Below are 18,500 nucleotides of genomic sequence, written 5' to 3' on the forward strand. Positions count from 1 at the left end.
GAGAGCCCCCTGTCTGAATTTACCCAAACCCCTTGCAAGTAAATTTAAGGATGAAGTTCTAAAAAAAGAGTGCTTTATATTCTCGGGTCCTTTTGGTAAAATGTAGGGGATGAGTTTTTTAACAATAGCTTGCATTAAAGAGAATTATATTATAATGTGAGAAAAGGGGTGGTAAAGTGGTATATATAATTCTTGTCTTTCTTGTAAGCTTTCTCTTATGTATGATAATAATAAGGCTTGGAGTTTTCAGTGATGCGCCCTTGGGGGTGCAAAAGTTTCACAAAAAGCCTACTCCGAGGGCTGGGGGGCTTGGGGTGTTTTTGGGGCTTTTGGGTGCAGGGGTTGGCTTTTGGGTTGCAAAGAAGGACTTTGCGTGGGAATACTTCCTTTTTCTTGTTACTTGCCTTCCTGTGTTTTTTGCGGGTATTTTGGAGGATGCAACAAAAAGGGTATCTCCTAAGTTGAGGTTGGTTGCTGGGTTTTTGTCGGGGCTTTTGGCTGTGCTTTTACTAAACGCTGGTGTGAAAAGGGTGAACCTTCCTTTCTTTGACCAGCTTCTTTCCTATTGGGTCTTTTCTTTGATTTTTTCTGCCTTTGCCTTTTCGGGGGTTTCTCATGCTTTTAACATCATAGATGGCTTTAATGGGCTTTTGGGTGGTGTTGCCATAATTGTTTTTGGCTCTTATGCTTATGTATCCTTTCTTCATGGGGACCTCTTTTTGACATACCTTAGTTTGAGCTTTGTCTTTGCTGTGCTTGGCTTTATGCTTTGGAACTATCCCTTTGGTCTTGTCTTTTTGGGAGATGGTGGTGCATACCTTTTGGGCTTTGGAGCAAGTGTTTTGGGTGCTTTGCTAACCTCAAGGCATCCTGATGTTTCTCCTTGGTTTGCCCTGCTTTTGGTGCTTTACCCTGTCTGGGAGACTTTGTTTTCTGTATACAGAAAAAAGTTTTTAAGAGGGACCTCACCAATGGAGCCAGACGGACTTCACTTTCATATGCTTGTCTATAAGCGCATTGTTAGGTTTTTTATTGGAGAAAGGGCTGAGGCATTAAAGAGAAACTCTTACACCTCTCCCTTTTTGTGGTTTATGGAGGTGCTGTGTGCGGTTCCTGCGGTTTTGTTTTGGAATAACACAAGCCTTCTTATGCTCTTTAGCTTTGCCTTTGTGGTTTTTTACACCTGGCTATACCTCAGAATAGTTAGATTCAAGGTGCCAGGTGTGTTTAAAGCTCCCCAGCGAGGGCAAAAACTCTGAGAAGGTTTACCGACATGTTTTTGATGCTACCTGCAACCCTTAGGGCTTCGTATATAGGAACGGTGCCTATAGGGACGGTGATAACCTTTGTTATAGCTTCCCTTGTTATCTTTATAGCTTCACCGGTTGAGAGGTCCATTATGGTATCCACTCCGTATTTTATGGCTATTTTAACCTTCTCTAACTCTATGGGTATGTAGCTGGCAAGACCTGAGTTGCCTATGTTAGCGTTTACCTTTACCTCAGAGTTTATGCCTATGCACATGGGCTCAAGGTGAGAATGTAATAGAAGATTTTTCAGCTTAAAGGAGGCAAAAGCCCCTAAAAGGTTTTAGTCCTCTTTCTTCTTATAATGATCTGATCTTAGAGTGTTTGCACCCATATCCTTTGACATTTATATCTATCTCTCACCCTTTTAATAGCATTTTTTCTGTAAAGATATAATTATATGCAATTTTTAATCTTTACTCCTGATCTTTTAACTCTATCATGTTTAACTTTAAGCTTATCTTCTCAAATAAAAATATAATGTGTTTTCAGGGTAATTTTTCAATCTTTATTAACTCTATTGAAAAAGAAAAATTTATTTGAAAAAAATTCCAAAAATCTAAATTTTTGTATAAAATTTTATAGCTTTGACCTTTTCCTGGAAAGTAACGTATATCCGGATATACACAGAAAAATATAGGCTCCAAAAGTGCCAAGGCAGATACCTTTTAATCCAAGCTTAAAATAAATCACTAAAAGATAATTCAAAGCCCCATTTATCATTACTCCCAGAAGGGCTATAAAAAAGATTGCCTTTAGCCACTCCCTTATTTGAAACACCCTGTATAAAATAGGCCAGATAAACATTAAGGGAAGACTTAAGGCATAATAACGAGTTGCCTCAGCTGTAAGAACTATATCTACTTTTGAAAAAGCACCATATCCAAAAAAAAGAGAAACTAATAAATCCGCAAAGAAAAATAAAATTAAAGTAAGAGGCAAAGTAATAAGAAAAATCTTTTTTAAGTAAAAATTTAACTTTTCAAGAGAACCCCCAACTTCAGATAGGGAGGTTATAGCCATGTGTTCAAGTTTTAAAATTCCCTTTGGAATTCCTGCCACAGTTAAGCCATAGGTTAAAGCTGAAACTGATTTTTCTTGAAGAAGGGAAGCAAAGGCCCTGTCTACAAGAATAAACAGGTGAAATGCTCCGTATAGAGCAGATAGATAAAAAAAGTGCTGTAAAATTCTTTTAAAAGTGGCATCCACAAAAAAGTTAAAATGGATATAGGTCCTTCCTACATAAAGCATGTAAATGGTGGAAATTAACTGGGCAAGAGAAAGGGAGATAGGCAACACCAGAGAAGAGCGATAGATAAAGAGGCCAAGGGAAATAAAAAGAAAGGTTGAAAAAGAAAAAAGGGCTTCTCCTACAAAATAGGCTGTAAAGTGCCTTGTGCTCCTCAAAACTGCACCAAAGTGATGAAAAATAAAATTTAGAAGGAGATAGGGCAAAAGAAGAAAATAAGCTTTTTTGGTTAAAGAGAGGGCTTCCTCGCTAAAGCCTCTTGGAATCTTTAACACAAGAGGATAAAAAATGAGAGCTAAAAAACCCGCTATCAGGGTTAAAATCAAGGTGAAGCTTAAAAGAAGCCCTGAAAGTCTTTTAAACTCTTCTTCACTTTTAAGGCGAGCCCTTACAAGATTGGGAACTCCTATGGAATCAAAAACATCGGCAAAAATTAAAAAAAGCCCGATAAGGGATACCGCCATAAAAAAGGCATCAGTTTCATAACTAAAACCAAGTAAAATAGCAATAGAAACATTTTTAAGATATCCAAAACCTCTTGCCAAAAGATTAATAAAAGAAGATTTAATAACCGCTTCCTTTACAGACTCTGAGGAAGTAGAAAAAAAACTTCTTAACATCTCTTTTAAAAGATTTAAAATTCTTGAAATTTTCATTTGCCTTTGCAAGTCTATTCCAAAATTCCTATTTGACAATCAAGAATTATTCAGGTAGTTTTCAAGGCGCTTTCTAAGAAGAATAAAGATAAAGAATGCCAGAAGAAAGGTTGCTGTGACTATTAGAATTTTATAAGGGTGCCCTCCATAGACTACATCTCCCTGAATGGAGAGGGCAAGAGTTCCCGGGGCTCTTCCAAGGGTAGAAACAATCAGAAAGGCTTTAAGCGATATAGGCATAAAAGGCATAAGATAATTAACTAAATCCTTGGGAAAACCAGGAAAAAGATAGAGAAAAAAAACTCCAGAAAGACCAAATTTTTTAAATAGTTTTTTTACTTTTAAATAAAAGGGATGCCCTTCATATCTTGATAGAAAATGTTTTCTGAGAGAACGAACCAATAGAAAAACAAGAGCTGAGCCGAGAAAAATTCCAGTGACACTCAAAACAAAGCCCCAAAAGGCTCCAAAAAGAAAACCTGCCATAAAACCTGTTACCTCTCCTGGAAGGGGAGCAACAACAACCTGTAAGGCCTGAAGTAGAACAAAAAGAAAAGGCCCAAGATGGGGATGCTCCTTTATTATATCTCTAAGCAAAGTTCGGTCTTCCCAGAAATTTAAAAGATTATCCCACATAAGTTTTTTATAGGCCAAAGAGAAGTTTCAAAACCTCTTGTAGGCTTTTTAGAGGATAAATTTCAAATGTTTTTGAGTTGATCTCAATCTTTCCATAGTCAGGCACAAGGGCTTTCTTGAAGCCTTTTTTTTCAGCCTCTTTAAGCCTGAGAGTCAAATCTCTTACAGGTCTTAATTCTCCTGAAAGCCCTATCTCCCCTATATAGAGCGTTTTTTGAGGAAGCTCCTTCTCAAAGAGACTTGAAAGGAGAGATACAGAAATTGCAAGGTCTGCTGAAGGATCGGTTATCCTTAATCCTCCTGCTACTTTAACATAGACATCCTTATCTCCAAGGGAGAGTCCAAGCCTTTTTTCAAGGATGGCACAAAGAAGGCTTAGTCTTATCGGGTCATAACCAACGGACTGACGCCTTGGTAAACTCAAATAACTTTTAGAGGTTAAGGCCTGAACCTCAACTATGAGAGGTCTTGTCCCTTCAAGGATACAAAAGGGGGCCCCTTTTCCAGTAAGAAAGAGCTCTTCATACTGGGAGTGAGATTTAAGCCCAGCCTCTGTCATCACAAAAACACCAATCTCATTTACCGCCCCAAAACGGTTCTTCATGGCCCTGAGAATACGAAATCCCGTTTCCCTCTCTCCCTCAAGATAAAGCACCACATCCACAAGATGCTCAAGAATCTTTGGCCCTGCAATAACCCCCTCCTTCGTAATGTGTCCCACAAGAAAAATACTTATATCTTTCTCCTTTGCAAGCCTTAACAACTGATTAGCGCATTCCCTTACCTGAGAGACACTCCCCGGTGAAGAAGCAAGCTCAGGTAGATATACCGTTTGAATAGAGTCAACGATGATAACCTCTGGCTTTATCTCCTCAACAACTTCAAAGAGAAGGGATAAATCTGTTTCGGAGAGAAAATAAAAGTCTTCAACTATTTGAAGCCTTTTAGTTCTTAATTTAACCTGTTCTGGAGATTCTTCAGCAGAAAAGTAAAGCACCCTTTTTCCCTGCTCTGTGAGATAACCTGCCATCTGGGTTAAAAGGGTTGATTTTCCTATACCTGGATCTCCCCCGATTAAAATCAAAGAGGCTGGAACAATGCCACCTCCAAGGACAAGGTCAAACTCAGAAAGCCCTGTTGAAATCCTTGGCTTGGAAAAATAGGATACCTCGGCAAGCTTTAAAACCCTGAAAGGTTTGGTCTCTCTTTTTTTGGAAGCCCTTTCCTCTTTTTCTTCAAGAAAACTATTCCAGGCCCCACATTCAGGACACCTTCCAAGCCACTTAAGACTCTTATAACCACAACTCTGGCACTGATAACTCATCTAACTAAATCCTTTACATAAATTCCCTTCCAGAGGGAAAAGGATTTCTCCTTTCCATAATAATTCAGTCTCAATTCCTCAAGCTTTAAAGGAGCCTTTAAAACCCCTGGTTCAAAAATACCCTTTTGCACATATAAAACCTCTTTTCCAATGATTTCCTCATCCTCTCTCCATAAATGATATTGATTTTCAGGCCTCTTTTCAAGATTTACCACATAAACTTCGGGGTGAGAGTTCATATAAAAGGCAAGGGAGCTTGCAATTTCTCTATGACTTGCAAGAAGAGGAATCCCCTCTTGATAATGTTTTTCCACAAATTGAGAAAGATCCTTCCAGCCATAAAATTTATAAAGCAAGAGCGCTGAAGATCTTCCAAAGATATCTGGCTTTCTTGGAAGAGCAAGCACCATAAGAGACACACCAAGAATTATAAAAAGATTTAAAATATATAGAAATTTTGTGAAATTTTTTTGTAGGAGAAAGAAAAGCACCCAGAGATAGCCACTCAGAAAAAAGGGCATGATCCAGTTAGGATTAAACTCTTTAAAAAGGGAAAGGATTAAAAGAACTAAAAGGGGCGGAAAGGAAGTAAAATAAAAAAAATTGAGAATTTTTAGCTGAAAGGCCTCAGCGTAAGAGAGATTTTTAAATGCCCCTTTTAAATTCAATTTAATAATACTAAAATATTTAAAACCATATTTCAAAAAATATAAGAAAAATATAGGCCCAAAGAGAAAAAATAGGCCTCCATAAAATTTGAGATAATAAGAAAAAGAAGGCACCCCTCTTTCAAAGTGCTCTTCTGTATGTTTAAAAAGAGTGAAGTGGTGCTTAAAATTCCAGTAAAGATTGGGAAGAAGGAGGATGAAAGGTAAGAGAAGGAGTAGGAGAGTTTCTCTTTTTTTCAGGGTTTCTCTTTCAAAGAAAAAGAGATAGAGAAAAGTTAAAACAGGAAGGGCAAGAGCTGTTTGTTTGGTAAGTAGGGCAAGGCCCATGGATATACCTGTAAATATAGCTCTTAAAAAGGTGGGATTTTTTAAATATTCAACGAAAAAATAAAGACTTAGCGTCCAGAAAAAAAGAAGGGGTGGATCAATGGTCATCACAAAGCTGTATACCAAAAAGATGGGGACAAAGCTTAAGGTGAAAAGGTGGGCCCTTGCCAGGTATTCTCCAAAGTAGCGGAAGGTTAAGACATATAGAAGGGTTATGGCTCCAGTTATTGATAAGAGGGCAGGAAGCCTTACCGCAAATTCACTAATTCCAAAGGCTTTAGTGGAAAGATAAATTAGCCAGGCAACCATAGGAGGCTTACTGTAATAACCCCAATCAAGATGCCTTGCCCAGTCCCAATAATAGGACTCATCATAAGAAAGAAGAAGGGGAAGCTCCTTAAGATAAAAAAATTTCCCTGTGAAAAGGATTAAAAGAAAAAGACCTCCAATACTAAAGAGATAATCTACGAAATATTTTCTCTGGAATTTTTGACTCAAGGGCTTATCTACTTTGGCACAGTTATAAAAACAACGAGAGGAAATTTTTCCTCAAGCTCAGAAGAGATTTCTTGTGCAATAACAACAGGAATAGTTTCCATCTTATAGGCCTTAGAAAAAATCTCTGCCCTCTTTAAAGCCCTTTCTGCATCCTTCTCATAGGCTGAAACTGACGCCTCAACTGCTAAAAGAAGCTCCCTTGGCTCTTCCTTCTTTCTACATCTAATAAGCATATCTAAATCAAGGGCATAATTCCTTTCTTCCCAGGTAATAATGCCCTGAGAAACCGCTTCATCAAGAACCTCAAGCCAGGTCTCACCTGGAATAACCTTGACCCTAAGAAAAAATCTCCCAAAATAGGCATGAGCCCTATCTCTTACTTTACGCTCAAAAAATATATCTTCAATATCTTCAAAGGCAATTACAGGAGTTTTATCCATCTCCTTCTTAATCTTTCTTGTATCTTCTATGGCTTGAGTTTGCATAAAAAACCCCAAAAAAATTAGCCTCTTTTAAAATTATACCCACAATTTAAATTTTGACAAATTTTAAAACCCTAAATTTGCTTCCACACCCAATAGAAAGTAAATCCTATCAAAAACCCAAGAATATATCCTCCAAATACATCCAAGGGAAAATGATGCCCAAGGTAAATTCGAGAATATCCAACAAGAAGTGCAAAGAGAATAGTAAGAGGACTTAAAGAGGGTTTCAAAAAACTCACAAAGGTTGAACCAAAGCCTGCATTTCCTGCATGACAGGAGGGAAAACTCAGAGTTTTTTTATAGGTTAAGGGGGTTTCCACAAATCTGAAGTGGTCTTCTGTGTAAAAATAAACTCCGGGAAGACAGGCAAAGGGCCTTTCCCGCTGAAAAATTGGCTTAAAAATTTTCCCGCAGGAAAAATCAGAAATTCCAAAACCAAGAATAAAAAAAAGTATTAAAAAAAGATACTTTTTGAGACTCAGTTTTCTCTCTCTGGAATATAAAAAGACAACTAAAAGAAAAAGGAAAATATAGAAAAGGAATAAGGAAGTCTTTTGGCTAAAGAGAGGAAGAATTTTATCTAAATAACTTGTGCGAACTCCATTAATAATATAAAAAAGTTTTATATCAAGGGAAATTATCGTGTCTATCAAAGAATCTGGATCCCAGCCTTTTTTGCATCTTCAAGAAATTTAGAAAGCCCAATATCAGTAAGAGGATGTTTAAGCATTTGTTCAATCACCTTAAAGGGAATAGTTGCAATATCCACCCCAAGATGGGCACATCTTCTTACATGATCCACATGTCTTATGCTGGCTGCAATAATTTCTGTTTCAATTCCATAAACCTCATAGATATGAACAATTTCTTCTGTGACAAGCATTCCGTCATAGCCAATATCATCAACTCTTCCAAGGAAGGGTGACACATAGGTAGCTCCAAGTTTTCCAGCAACAAGAGCCTGAAGAGGAGAAAAAACAAGGGTTACATTGGTCTTAATTCCTTCCTCTGTTAAAACCCTTATAGCTTTTAACCCCTCGGTAGTAAAGGGAATCTTTATTACCACATTGGGACCCATTTTGGCAAGTTCTCGTGCTTCCTTAATCATTCCCTCAGCATCTGTTGCAATTACTTCAAGGGAAACAGGTTTATCGGGAATCTCCCTTAAAATTTCAAGGGCTGCTTCTTTCCATGGTTTCCCGGTTTGAGAAAGAAGGGTTGGATTAGTGGTAACTCCATCAAGAATTCCCCATTCCTTAACCTTTCTTATTTCCTCAATCTTTGCAGTATCCACAAAAATTTTCATCTTTTACCCCCTATTTAAACTTTGATTTTTTCAAAATGTGGCAAGATTTTTAAGTCTTAAAGCATTCAACCGAATAAAACCTTCTGCATCTTTATGGCTATAACCTCCTTCCTCTTCAAAGCTTGCAAGCTCTTTTTTGTAGAGACTAAAGGGGCTCTTTCTTCCACAAACAATTACATTTCCTTTATAGAGTTTTAAACGCACGGTTCCTGTGACCCTCTCCTGGGTCTCCTCTATCAGGTGTTTTAAAGCCTGGAATTCAGGGCTAAACCAGTATCCATAATAAATAAGTTCTGCGATCTTTGGCATAAGAGTATCTTTTAGGCGCATAACCTCTCTATCAAGGGTGATTTGTTCTAAAGCTCTGTGGGCTATATGAAGAATAGTTCCTCCCGGGGTTTCATAAATTCCCCTTGATTTTATCCCTACATAACGATTTTCCACCATATCAACTCTTCCAACTCCATGGAGTCCTCCAAGGTAATTAAGTTTCTGAAGGAGTTCAACAGGAGATAGGGCTTCTCCATTTATAGCCACCGGCTCTCCTCTATCAAAATCAATCTCTATGTATTCAGGCTTATCTGGAGCCTTCTCAGGAGAATTGGTAAGAATAAACATATCCTCAGGAGGTTCCTGCCAGATATCCTCAAGAATCCCCCCTTCATAACTTATATGAAAGAGATTGGCATCAATACTGTATGGCTTTTCAGGAGTTACAGGAACAGGGATCCCCTTTTCTTTGGCATAGGCAATGAGATCACTTCTTCCTTTAAATTCCCACTCCCTCCATGGTGCAATGATCTTAAGATGAGGCGCAAGGGAAGAATAAGTGAGCTCAAAGCGGACCTGATCATTTCCCTTTCCTGTTGCCCCATGAGAGACTGCATCTGCTCCCTCTCTTAAGGCTACTTCAACCTGAGCCTTGGCTATAAGGGGACGGGCAAGAGAAGTTCCCATGAGATACCAGTCCTCGTATCTTGCTCCGGCCTTTATGGCAAAGAAACAATACTCCTTTACAAATTCCTGTTTTAAATCCTGAATAATAACCTTTTCTGCTCCTATGGAAAGGGCCTTTTTCTTTACTTCTTCCCAATCCTCCCCCTGCCCAAGATCCGCTGAAAAGGCAATCACAGGACACTGATACCTTTCAATAAGCCATTTCAAAATAACTGAAGTATCAAGACCTCCTGAATAGGCAAGCACAATCTTTTTGGGTTTCAAAGGATGCCTCCTTCAGAATAGACTTAACTCCTCTCTATTTCTTCACCCAGCTTTTCTTCAAGGGATTTAAGCTTGGAAATTATCCCCGAACTTCTTCCTTTCCGATAATCAAATTTTACATTGCAAATGACACGGTTACAATCAGATTCCATTACTTCAAAACATTTTCTTATCACAGAAAGAGCGGAATCAAGTGTTTCTGTTTCAAAGGTTGTTTCCATGGGAGAAACCTTATAGGGAAAGCCTGATTCCTTTATAACCTTTACAGCTCTTGCCACATAACTACTAACGCTTTCCCCTTTATCAAGAGGGAAAATACTTATGGACACAAGAACACTCATATCTCCAAATTTACACTAAAAAAAATTTTTCTCAATTAGTTGTATAAGTCCAAAGCTTTTGAGACTCTATAGTATTTTTTCTTTGGGCATAACACAAATTAAATCTCTCCACATACCCGTTCCCCTTCAGAAAGAGGAGCTTTTTTACCACCCTTACTTTTTTCTCGTAAGGATCTGAGCTTATGCAGTTTATGAGGGCGATTTTCAGAAGTTTTTAAGCTATAAACATTCGTATTTCCAAAGACCATCGGAAAAAGGTTTGCATAATTGTCAAGAACATCCCTAATGAGGATAATTTTCAGATAACCTTGGACCTGCGGAATACTTTTATGTAAGCACTTATTTGCACCTGCACAGGTAATTTCTTAACAATCCTTTAACAACTCTTTAATAAAAACTTAACCTTTAGCCTTCATACTATATGCCAATGGAAAAATGCGCTATAGTGGAGCTTCATGATGTAAGCCCACACTATTATGATGAAATAGCGCAGGCTATAGAGTTACTTGCAGTCTGTGGCATTGAGAAATATTCTCTTCTTCTTGTTCCCAATTTCTGGGATAAGGCACCTATTTACAAATATACAAGTTTCGTAAAAGCTATATTCTCAACAGGTCAAGAGCTTGTGCTTCACGGATATAACCATAAGGGTAAGGGTATAAGACTGAGGGACCTTTTGTGGACCTATGGGGAGGGAGAGTTTGGGGGGCTAACCCTTTCTGAGACCTACTCAAGGATAGAAAAAACCTTGGAAATGGTGAGCTTTTTGGACATGAAGTTTGAGTTTTTTGTCCCGCCTGCATGGATAGGAAACCGCTACCTTGAAGATGTGCTTTACTCTTTTGAGTTCAAAGCTGTTGCCTATAGAAAGGGTATAAAACACCTTGACACGGGAGCCTTATACACCTGCCCGGTTATAACCTTCAGCAACAGACCACTTCTTAGCCAGCTTAGTATAACCTTTGGACCTGCACTATTCAGGCTATATCAGGATAGTCCAATTCTTAGGCTTGCCTTGCATCCAAGAGATTTCAGGGATAAGAGAAAGATAAAACTGTGGAGGTTTTTGCTTGCTAAAACAAAAAAAACAAGGAGGTTAATAAGCTATGAAGAACTTTTTAGCAAGAGCAGACTTGCACCTTCACTCCAAGGCTTCTAACCTGCCGGGAGGGTGGTTTTCTAAGCTTATAGGTTGTCCCGAAAGCTATGCGGAGCCTATGGAGTTATACAAAAGGCTAAAGCAAAGGGGTATGACCTTTGTTACCATCACAGACCACAACACCATAAGCGGTGTGCTTGAGATTGCTCACCTGCCCGATGTGTTCATAAGCTGTGAATACACGGTGGAGTTTCCAGAAGAAGAGGCAATGGTCCATGTAATAGCCTACGGAATAAATGAAAAACAGCACGAAGACCTTTTAAAGCTCAGGGGTAATGTTTATGAGTTTGTTGAGTATCTGAAATACCATAACATAGCTCATACGCTTGCCCATCCTTTGTATTCGGTGCAGGGAACCAAAATAACCAGAAGGCTTATAGACAAAATGGTTCTTCTTTTTGACACCTGGGAGGTGATAAACGGCACGAGAGGGGATGGTGTAATGGAAATAGAGGAGACCATAGCCCGAGCTTATAGTAGTTGGGATGTTATAAGAAGGTTGGAGGAGAAATACAAAATCAGAAGTTTAAGGAGCTGGGAAAGGATAAGTTTTACCGCAGGCTCGGATGACCATGGTAGCATGGATGTGGGAAGGACATGGACGCAGATAGAGGGTGCAAGGAGTGTTGAAGAGTTCCTTTTGGGTTTGAGGGATGGTAGGAGTGATGTGGGAACTGAGGAATTGAGTGAGGACAGGCTTGTAAACACGGTAGCAAGGGTGGGCTATGTTTACATAAACAAACATTTCGGCATACCACAGGAGATAAGGTCTGTGCTTGACTATGTCCTTATGTATTCGGACGATCCGGCGGTTGCCATGGGTTTAAGGTTCCTGCTGGGTGTGGATGCAGAAAGGACAAAGTTGGTAAGGGCTCTCCTTGACAGTTTGCCCTTCTTTATGTGGAACAGGTTCCTTAAAAACAGGTCTGTGACCGGGCTTTTCGGGTTTATCCTTTCTCTAATTCCTTATGCCTTTCCTTACCTTATTAAGTATATGCAGAAAAAGGAAGAGAGAAGGGTAAAGGCTCTGGCAAAGGAGTTTGGTATGGTGAAGCAAGGCCCTGTAAAAATTGCTTATTTCACCGATACATACAAAGAGCTAAACGGGGTTGCGCGCACGGCAAACATAATGAAAGCCATAGCCCTTGAAGAAGACTTACCCTTCCACTTCTTTGTATGCTCAAAGGAAAGGACAAGAAAAGAAAACCTTACATCTCTCAAGCCTTTAATAGAAGTCCCTACGCCCTTTTACAAAGAGCTCAAGATGGGTGTGCCTGACTTTAAGGATCTTGTGGAAGAGCTTGAAAGGGAAGGCTTCACAGGTGTGCATGTTTCTACGCCGGGACCGTTGGGACTTATGGCTTTTCTTGCGGGTAAGCTTTTAGGACTCAAGGTGACCTTTGCCTTTCACACAGACATACCAACCTATGCATGTGTATACACGGGAGATGAGGAGTTGGAAAACTTCTTATGGAAGGCTTTTGTCTTTTTGGCTAACAGTTCTGACAGATTCTTTGTGCCTTCGGAGCATTACAGAAGGCTCTTCTTGAGCAAGGGGGTGGAGCCTTCAAAGGTCAGAGTTTTCAGGCGGGGTGTAGACACTAAGCTTTTTTCTCCTTATAAAAGGAACGAAAACTTTTGGAATGACAGGCTTGGCAAAAGGGTAGAAAGGGTCATACTGTATGTTGGCAGGGTAGCAAAGGAGAAAAACCTTGAAACCTTTTTCTATGTAGCAAAAGGCTTTCCTGAAGAGACCTTTGTAGTGGTTGGAGATGGTCCCTACAGGGAGGAGCTTGAGAAGATAAAACCAAAGAATGTGCATTTTGTGGGATATTTGAGGGGAGAGGAGCTTGCAAAGGCTTATGCCAGCTCCTATGTCTTTCTGTTTCCTTCAGAGACGGAAACTTATGCACAGGTGGTCTTGGAAGCTATGGCAAGCGGTCTTCCTGTGGTGGTAAGCTCAAAGGGTGCAGCTAACGAGCATGTAGAGGACGGTCTAAACGGCTTTATAGCCACAGAGAAAACCGATTTTATCGATAGGCTAAGCCTGTTGCTTGAAGACGAGTCCCTGAGAGACAAGATGGCTACTGAAGCCTTGTATAGGGCTAAAAGCCTTGAATTGAGAAAAACTTACATGGAATATATGCTAAACATAGCAGGCAAAAGGGAAGTTCTGTATGAAACAAAGGAGGTTTTATATGAAAGTTGTCGATATCGCACCTTACTTTCATTCTAAAAGCGGTGGTATAAAGAGATATCTTTTAGAAAAGTCAAGATACTTACAAAACAAAAATGTGGAACATGTAATGATAATACCGGGCAAAGAAAAGAAGGTCCATTACATTAATTCCACAAAGATTTATCAGATATCGTCCTTTACTATACCTATGAGCGGTGGATACAGGTTTTTTAGCAGTCTAAAGGAAATAAAGAATATACTTAACCTGGAAAAGCCAGACATAGTAGAGCTTGAAGGGACTTACCTTCTTACAGTTTCCCTTTCCTCTACCGAATACAGGCTAATAGTGTTTTACCACTCAGATGTGAGGACGGATGCAAACCTATTGCCCCTTCCCGAAAGACTAAGAAAAAAGATAGTTGACTTTACTATCAAAACTCTATCAAAAGCTGACCTTGTGCTAACACCTTCAAAAAGGCAAGAAGAGTTTCTGAAAGGGTGCGGTCTTGAAAAGGTGCGCACCGTTAACCTTGGGGTGGACACGGAGATTTTCACACCATACAGGAGGAATCCTAACCTAAACACTTTCTTTGGCATAAAGGAAAACACCTTCAAAATCATATATGCAGGCAGGCTTTCGCCAGAAAAGAACATAGACCTTTTGCTTGAAATTGTGAGTATGCTGGACAGTGCCACCTTTCACTTTATAGTGGTGGGAGATGGACCGTTAAGAAAGAAGGTAGAGAGCTTTGCAAAAAAACATCCCAATGTGACTTTTTTGGGTTATATATCGGACAAGGAAAGGCTTGCAGAACTTTACGCAAGTAGTGATATTTTCCTTTCTGCGTCCTGCTCGGAGACCTTTGGGCTTTCCTTCTTGGAGGCTCAGGCTTGTGGCTGTATTCTTGTGGCACCTGACATGGGTCTTGAGACACAGCCCTTCAAAAAGTTCTTGGTAAAAGACTTGGCACCAGAAAGCTTTTATTGTGCCCTGCTTGAAGCGGTCAATCAAGTTAGCTTGACTACAAGGTTAAGGATAAGCTCATACATACAGGAAAACTTCTCTTGGAAATCAACCTTTGATAAACTATTGGAGCTCTATAAGATCATTCTTTCAGACGGTTCTGCTTCCGAGATAACACACTTATGTTTGAAGGTGAACCAACCGCAAGCCCATGAGCCCATAGCACAGCTTCTTTGGCGGCTTCATCCACCTTTTTTAGCCTTACCTCTATGCCCTCCACCTTTTTAGCACCCTCTGCCACAAGCTTAGCCATCTTTTCCGTGTTTCCTGTTAGAGAGCCTTAAAGGACACACATCTTAACCATTGTCCCAGAAGCAAACACAAAAGAGGCGTGTACGGCTTTGAAAATCTTTTGAAGCTTGTAAAGTTTTTAAGCGGCGAGCTGAAAAAAGAGCCAGAAAGCTTTGAGCCAGAAAACTGGCAAAGCCACTAATACGACTTGGATTTTTCTGAGGTTTACGGACAGCATAAGGCAAAAAGGGCTGCGGAGACTGCCTGCGCAGGCATGCACCACCTATTACTTATAGGGAGCCCAGGGGTCGGGAAAGAAAGTCAGTCTTTATCCTCCTCTATTCATAACACAAAATTTATACCTGTTTTTGGTTTTCTTCTTCAAATCTTAAAAATTTGTATTATATTTTGGGACGGGGGTTGAGGTATAAAAATGAAAGTTCAAGCACATAAAGAATTATTAACTCCAGGCATTTTTACTCAATATAAAAATATTGACCTTGAAAGACTTCTTAAAGAGTATGAAGAGAAACTTTCTGATTTAAGGGGGTGTCTTTGACCCCGAAGGTCTCAAAAAGAAATTGCATAAAATAGAGGAGAAACTTCAAGAAACTCAGACCTGGGACTCACCAGAATTTAGGCACCTCCTTAAAGAAAGATCACAAATTTCACAAAGACTCTCCCTTTATGAAAAATTGGAGGGGGCTTTTAAGGAGTTAGTTGATTGGTATCTCCTTTATAAGGAAGAGGGTTCACAAGAAGCCTTTGAAAGCTTTCTTCAGGAGCTCAAAAAATTTGAAAATCTTTTTCATCAAGAGGAGGCAACTCTTCTCCTTTCCGAAGATTATGATCATTCTTCAGCCATCTTGAGTATCCATGCTGGAACTGGTGGAACCGATGCCCAGGATTTTGCTGAGATGCTTCTACGCATGTATACACGCTGGGCAGAAAAAAAAGGCTTCAGAGTAAAACTTGTGGATTATCTTTCTGGTGAGGAAGCAGGGATTAAAAGTGCAGTTCTTCTAATAGAGGGTCCTAATGCTTATGGACTTTTGAAAGGAGAAAAGGGGATCCACAGACTTATTAGGATATCTCCCTTTGATGCCAATGCCAGACGACACACCTCCTTTGCCTCGGTAACTGTCATTCCAGAAATTGAAGAAGATGTTGAGGTTGAAATAAGGCCTGAAGATCTTAAGATTGAAACTATGCGGGCAAGCGGGCACGGTGGCCAACATGTTAACAAAACAGAAAGTGCTGTTAGACTGACTCATATTCCAACTGGAATAGTTGTTACCTGCCAAAATGAAAGAAGCCAGCACCTTAATAAAGCCACTGCCTTAAAAATTCTTAAGGCCAAACTCTATCAACTTGAAAAACAAAGACTTGAGGAAAAAAAAGAGGCTCTCATTGGGGAGAAAAAAGAGATTGCCTGGGGACATCAGATTAGAACATACATACTCCATCCCCACAAGGTTGTCAAAGACCATCGCAGTCAGTTTGAATCCTATAGAGTTGATGATGTTTTAGATGGTGAGATTGACGAGTTTATCCGGGAATTTTTACTCTGGTATACCAAGGAAAAATTAACCAAGGAAAAGGAGAAAAAAAATGAAAAGAGAAAAAATTAAGGCCTTAGTTATGCTTGAAGATGGAACCCATTTTTGGGGCTATTCCTTTACCACAAGAGGGGAGACCTTTGGGGAAATCGTCTTTAATACAGGAATAACTGGTTATCAGGAAATTCTAACAGATCCTTCCTATTATGGACAGATTGTCACCATGACCTATCCCCTCATTGGAACTTATGGAGTGAACTCCGAGGACATGGAAAGTTCCCGCATTCAGGTTGCAGGTTTTATTGTAAAAGAATATCAGCCCTTTTACAATAACTGGAGAGGTGAAAAATCCTTAGGGGAATGGTTAAAGGAAAACCAAATTCTTGGGATAGAAGGTATTGATACTCGCGCCTTAACTCGCCATTTAAGGAATTTTGGGGCTATGAAAGGTGGTATTACTACGGAAACCCTAAATCCAGGAGATTTTCTTGAAAAAATTAAAGCAAGTCCAGACTATGTGGGAAGAGACCTTATTCAGTATGTAAGCACTGAAAATCCCTATTTTTACGATAAAGAGGGCTTTGATTTTTCCACCTCTACCTTCAAAGGTAGGGCAAAATATAAAATTGCTATACTTGACTGTGGTATGAAATACAATCAACTGAGACTTTTTGCTGAAAGAGGTGCGGAGTGTCTTGTCTTTCCTGCCAAAACCTCTGCAGAAGAAATTCTCAAGCACAATCCTGATGGAATCTTTCTCTCCAATGGACCAGGGGATCCTGCTCCTCTAACTTATGTGGTAAATACAGTGAAAGGGCTTCTTGGGAAGAAACCAATCTTCGGAATCTGCCTGGGGCATCAGATCCTTGGACAGGCCCTTGGTGCCTCAACATTTAAACTTAAATTTGGCCATCGGGGAATAAATCACCCAGTTTTAAATCTCCTAAACAAAAAAGTGGAGATTACTTCCCAGAACCATGGCTTTTGCGTAAAAATGGAAGAACTCCCCAAAGAAGTTATTAAAACCCATATTAACTTGAATGACAATACCTCTGAAGGGCTTTATCATCCTGAACTTAAGGCCTTTTCTGTTCAGTATCATCCTGAAAATGCACCAGGTCCTCACGATTCCATCTATCTCTTTGATTGCTTTATCCGTCTGATTGAAGGCCAGGATGGAAATTTATTCTCCTAAGGATTTCCCTCTTCCCTTTGATACAGCCATAACCATTGGGGCCTTTGATGGCATTCATCTTGGCCATCGGGCTCTTTTTCAAGAAACCTTTAAAATTTCAGAATTAAAAGGATTAGTTCCTTTAGTGGTCACCTTTAATCCCCATCCCAGAAAGGTTATTCAACCCCATCTTGAGCTAAAACTTCTTACTACCTTAGAGGAAAAACTTGAACTCCTTGAAAGGGAGGGTTTTTCAAGAGTTGTAGTCCTTCCCTTTACTAAGGCTTTGGCAGAAATTACTGCTGATCTTTTTGTAGAAAAATATCTTGTGGACTATCTCAGGGCAAAAGCTGTGGTGATCGGGTTTAATTTTAGGTTTGGAAGGTCCCGGACAGGTGATACAGAGCTTCTCAAAAATTTAGGACAAAAATATGGATTTCAGGTCACCGAGGTTCCCCCTGTAAAACTTGAAGATAAAACTATCTCAAGCACCCTTATCCGGGAAACCCTGAAAAAGGGCGAAGTAGAAAAAGCCTCCAAAATGCTTGGCCGAAACTATACCCTAATCGGTAAGGTTATCTCCGGTAAGGGACGGGGGAAAAAGCTTGGCTTTCCCACCGCTAATCTACTTATTCCCTCAGAAAAACTCATTCCTGCCCAGGGAGTTTATGCAGTCTGGGTATATTTAGATTTTCAAAGATTCCCAGGAGCTCTAAATATCGGTTATAATCCAACTTTTGATGAAAAAGAACTCTCCATAGAAGTCCATATCTTAGACCTCAATGGAGATATGGACCTCTACAACCAGGCTTTAAAAGTTGAATTTGTCAAATTTATAAGGGGTGAAAAAAAATTCTCCTCTATTGAGGAGCTTATTCAACAAATATCTCAAGATTGCCAGCTTATCCGTAAAGTGTTAATCTAAGCCTTTTTAGCTTTTTTTAACTCATTTACGAAGGCATCATAAATATTAACTTTTTTTCCGATTTTCTTAGGAATATCAATTCCTCTCTTTCTCAATTCATTAACGATTTTGTTCACCTGAAATTTACTAATACCCAGCTTTTCAGCTATTTGAGTTGCACTCATCAAAGCATAATTCTCATAAACAAATCTAACATCTTCCAAAGTAACAGGCCTACTTCTCTTTCTCATT

Annotated in this window: 19 protein-coding genes and 2 pseudogenes; 8 read left to right on the plus strand and 13 right to left on the minus strand. The window is 39.5% G+C overall.

Annotated elements, in window-relative coordinates; translation table 11 throughout:
• The first annotated feature begins 176 nt into the window (after window positions 1-176).
• On the plus strand, window positions 177-1,259 hold the full coding sequence (locus THC_RS06005) for an MraY family glycosyltransferase (RefSeq protein ID WP_068514762.1): 1,083 nt from the start codon (window positions 177-179) through the stop codon (window positions 1,257-1,259).
• On the opposite strand, the pseudogene THC_RS06010 reads toward THC_RS06005, so the two are convergent.
• The 11 genes and pseudogenes from THC_RS06010 to THC_RS09425 all read right to left on the minus strand — a co-directional run.
• Window positions 1,258-1,542: pseudogene (locus THC_RS06010) on the minus strand (phosphomethylpyrimidine synthase ThiC); the annotation flags it as partial. The gene THC_RS06005 and the pseudogene THC_RS06010 sit on opposite strands and share 2 nt — an antisense overlap.
• A 344-nt stretch (window positions 1,543-1,886) precedes the next feature.
• Window positions 1,887-3,212 (minus strand): lipid II flippase MurJ, encoded by a 1,326-nt coding sequence (locus tag THC_RS06015; RefSeq protein ID WP_068514768.1) that lies wholly within the window; start codon window positions 3,210-3,212, stop codon window positions 1,887-1,889.
• A 39-nt stretch (window positions 3,213-3,251) separates the two neighbouring features.
• A complete protein-coding gene (locus THC_RS06020; protein ID WP_068514771.1) occupies window positions 3,252-3,866 on the minus strand; it encodes a TVP38/TMEM64 family protein in 615 nt (204 codons plus the stop codon).
• Window positions 3,856-5,172 carry a DNA repair protein RadA gene (gene radA, locus THC_RS06025; RefSeq protein ID WP_068514774.1) on the minus strand — a complete coding sequence of 439 codons (1,317 nt, stop codon included), beginning with the start codon at window positions 5,170-5,172 and terminating at the stop codon, window positions 3,856-3,858. The genes THC_RS06020 and radA overlap by 11 nt, the downstream gene beginning before the upstream one ends.
• Complete coding sequence (locus tag THC_RS06030) at window positions 5,169-6,665, minus strand: ArnT family glycosyltransferase (RefSeq protein ID WP_068514777.1); 1,497 nt, start codon at window positions 6,663-6,665, stop codon at window positions 5,169-5,171. Before THC_RS06030 ends, radA begins: the two co-directional genes overlap by 4 nt.
• Before the next feature lie 8 nt (window positions 6,666-6,673).
• A complete protein-coding gene (locus tag THC_RS06035; protein ID WP_148638834.1) occupies window positions 6,674-7,150 on the minus strand; it encodes a hypothetical protein in 477 nt (158 codons plus the stop codon).
• Window positions 7,151-7,221: 71 nt separating this feature from the next.
• A complete protein-coding gene (locus tag THC_RS06040; protein ID WP_068514782.1) occupies window positions 7,222-7,803 on the minus strand; it encodes a phosphatase PAP2 family protein in 582 nt (193 codons plus the stop codon).
• The gene (gene fsa, locus THC_RS06045; protein WP_068514785.1) at window positions 7,800-8,456 is read right to left on the minus strand and encodes a fructose-6-phosphate aldolase; all 657 of its coding nucleotides are present in this window, start codon (window positions 8,454-8,456) and stop codon (window positions 7,800-7,802) included. The genes THC_RS06040 and fsa overlap by 4 nt, the downstream gene beginning before the upstream one ends.
• 30 nt (window positions 8,457-8,486) lie before the next feature.
• Window positions 8,487-9,677 carry an argininosuccinate synthase gene (locus THC_RS06050; protein ID WP_068514787.1) on the minus strand — a complete coding sequence of 397 codons (1,191 nt, stop codon included), beginning with the start codon at window positions 9,675-9,677 and terminating at the stop codon, window positions 8,487-8,489.
• Window positions 9,678-9,700: 23 nt separating this feature from the next.
• On the minus strand, window positions 9,701-10,018 hold the full coding sequence (locus tag THC_RS06055) for an MTH1187 family thiamine-binding protein (protein WP_068514790.1): 318 nt from the start codon (window positions 10,016-10,018) through the stop codon (window positions 9,701-9,703).
• A 98-nt stretch (window positions 10,019-10,116) separates the two neighbouring features.
• Window positions 10,117-10,266, minus strand: a complete 150-nt coding sequence (locus tag THC_RS09425) for a hypothetical protein (protein ID WP_153303650.1) — start codon at window positions 10,264-10,266, stop codon at window positions 10,117-10,119.
• Window positions 10,267-10,439: 173 nt separating this feature from the next.
• Between THC_RS09425 and THC_RS06060 the strand changes: the two genes are divergently transcribed.
• From THC_RS06060 to THC_RS06070, 3 genes and pseudogenes are all read left to right on the plus strand, one after another.
• Entirely contained in the window at window positions 10,440-11,177 is a 738-nt protein-coding gene (locus THC_RS06060) for a DUF2334 domain-containing protein (RefSeq protein ID WP_082706335.1), read from the plus strand.
• On the plus strand, window positions 11,125-13,413 hold the full coding sequence (locus tag THC_RS06065; protein ID WP_068514796.1) for a glycosyltransferase: 2,289 nt from the start codon (window positions 11,125-11,127) through the stop codon (window positions 13,411-13,413). The genes THC_RS06060 and THC_RS06065 overlap by 53 nt, the downstream gene beginning before the upstream one ends.
• A pseudogene (locus THC_RS06070) lies at window positions 13,376-14,347 on the plus strand (glycosyltransferase); the annotation flags it as partial. The gene THC_RS06065 and the pseudogene THC_RS06070, both read left to right, overlap by 38 nt.
• A 115-nt stretch (window positions 14,348-14,462) precedes the next feature.
• Here the strand turns inward: THC_RS06070 and THC_RS09785 are convergent.
• The gene (locus THC_RS09785) at window positions 14,463-14,633 is read right to left on the minus strand and encodes a hypothetical protein (RefSeq protein ID WP_407922072.1); all 171 of its coding nucleotides are present in this window, start codon (window positions 14,631-14,633) and stop codon (window positions 14,463-14,465) included.
• 186 nt (window positions 14,634-14,819) lie between these two features.
• On the opposite strand from THC_RS09785, the gene THC_RS06075 reads away from it, so the two are divergent.
• The 4 genes from THC_RS06075 (at window position 14,820) to THC_RS06090 (ending at window position 18,269) form a co-directional block, all read left to right on the plus strand.
• Entirely contained in the window at window positions 14,820-15,035 is a 216-nt protein-coding gene (locus tag THC_RS06075; RefSeq protein WP_068514801.1) for an ATP-binding protein, read from the plus strand.
• 9 nt (window positions 15,036-15,044) lie between these two features.
• A protein-coding gene (gene prfB, locus THC_RS06080; protein ID WP_407922073.1) for a peptide chain release factor 2 occupies window positions 15,045-16,242 on the plus strand; the annotation gives its coding sequence in 2 pieces (ribosomal slippage) (window positions 15,045-15,158 and window positions 15,160-16,242; 1,197 coding nt in all).
• Entirely contained in the window at window positions 16,223-17,365 is a 1,143-nt protein-coding gene (gene carA / locus THC_RS06085; protein WP_082706337.1) for a glutamine-hydrolyzing carbamoyl-phosphate synthase small subunit, read from the plus strand. The genes prfB and carA overlap by 20 nt, the downstream gene beginning before the upstream one ends.
• Window positions 17,346-18,269 carry a bifunctional riboflavin kinase/FAD synthetase gene (locus THC_RS06090; RefSeq protein WP_068514804.1) on the plus strand — a complete coding sequence of 308 codons (924 nt, stop codon included), beginning with the start codon at window positions 17,346-17,348 and terminating at the stop codon, window positions 18,267-18,269. Before carA ends, THC_RS06090 begins: the two co-directional genes overlap by 20 nt.
• On the opposite strand, the gene THC_RS06095 is transcribed toward THC_RS06090, so the two are convergent.
• Window positions 18,266-18,499: a MarR family transcriptional regulator gene (locus tag THC_RS06095; RefSeq protein WP_068514809.1), complete on the minus strand. Its 234-nt coding sequence runs from the start codon at window positions 18,497-18,499 to the stop codon at window positions 18,266-18,268. The two genes, THC_RS06090 and THC_RS06095, sit on opposite strands and share 4 nt — an antisense overlap.
• Window position 18,500: the final 1 nt, after the last annotated feature.

This window comes from Caldimicrobium thiodismutans (assembly GCF_001548275.1).
Taxonomy (GTDB): domain Bacteria; phylum Desulfobacterota; class Thermodesulfobacteria; order Thermodesulfobacteriales; family Thermodesulfobacteriaceae; genus Caldimicrobium; species Caldimicrobium thiodismutans.

Bases quoted from the DNA above. Each gene is read 5' to 3' on its own strand.
- THC_RS06015 (WP_068514768.1), bottom strand. From the start codon at position 3,212: ATGAAAATTTCAAGAATTTTAAATCTTTTAAAAGAGATGTTAAGAAGT.
- radA (WP_068514774.1), bottom strand. From the start codon at position 5,172: ATGAGTTATCAGTGCCAGAGTTGTGGTTATAAGAGTCTTAAGTGGCTT.
- THC_RS06035 (WP_148638834.1), bottom strand. From the start codon at position 7,150: ATGCAAACTCAAGCCATAGAAGATACAAGAAAGATTAAGAAGGAGATG.
- fsa (WP_068514785.1), bottom strand. From the start codon at position 8,456: ATGAAAATTTTTGTGGATACTGCAAAGATTGAGGAAATAAGAAAGGTT.
- THC_RS06055 (WP_068514790.1), bottom strand. From the start codon at position 10,018: ATGAGTGTTCTTGTGTCCATAAGTATTTTCCCTCTTGATAAAGGGGAA.
- THC_RS09425 (WP_153303650.1), bottom strand. From the start codon at position 10,266: ATGGTCTTTGGAAATACGAATGTTTATAGCTTAAAAACTTCTGAAAAT.
- THC_RS06060 (WP_082706335.1), top strand. From the start codon at position 10,440: ATGCCAATGGAAAAATGCGCTATAGTGGAGCTTCATGATGTAAGCCCA.
- THC_RS06065 (WP_068514796.1), top strand. From the start codon at position 11,125: ATGAAGAACTTTTTAGCAAGAGCAGACTTGCACCTTCACTCCAAGGCT.
- THC_RS09785 (WP_407922072.1), bottom strand. From the start codon at position 14,633: ATGGCTAAGCTTGTGGCAGAGGGTGCTAAAAAGGTGGAGGGCATAGAG.
- carA (WP_082706337.1), top strand. From the start codon at position 16,223: ATGAAAAGAGAAAAAATTAAGGCCTTAGTTATGCTTGAAGATGGAACC.
- THC_RS06090 (WP_068514804.1), top strand. From the start codon at position 17,346: ATGGAAATTTATTCTCCTAAGGATTTCCCTCTTCCCTTTGATACAGCC.
- THC_RS06095 (WP_068514809.1), bottom strand. From the start codon at position 18,499: ATGAGAAAGAGAAGTAGGCCTGTTACTTTGGAAGATGTTAGATTTGTT.